General features: G+C 54.7%; 1 tRNA gene. It reads left to right on the forward strand.

The features are described 5' to 3' along the window. The first annotated feature begins 125 nt into the window (after nucleotides 1–125). Nucleotides 126–202: transfer RNA gene (locus OGV67_RS02520), tRNA-Asp, on the forward strand. The last annotated feature ends 1 nt before the right edge of the window (nucleotide 203 follow it).

Raw genomic sequence — 203 nt, forward strand, 5'->3', positions numbered from 1 at the left:
CTCAGAAGTGAAACGCCGTAGCGCCGATGGTAGTGTGGGGTCTCCCCATGCGAGAGTAGGGAACTGCCAGGCATCAAATTAAGCAGTAAGCTGATGTGAAATCAGTGGATGTAGAAAAATTCGGTGGAGCGGTAGTTCAGTTGGTTAGAATACCTGCCTGTCACGCAGGGGGTCGCGGGTTCGAGTCCCGTCCGTTCCGCCAC

The organism is Citrobacter sp. CK188, from assembly GCF_030333525.1.
GTDB lineage: Bacteria > Pseudomonadota > Gammaproteobacteria > Enterobacterales > Enterobacteriaceae > Citrobacter_B > Citrobacter_B koseri.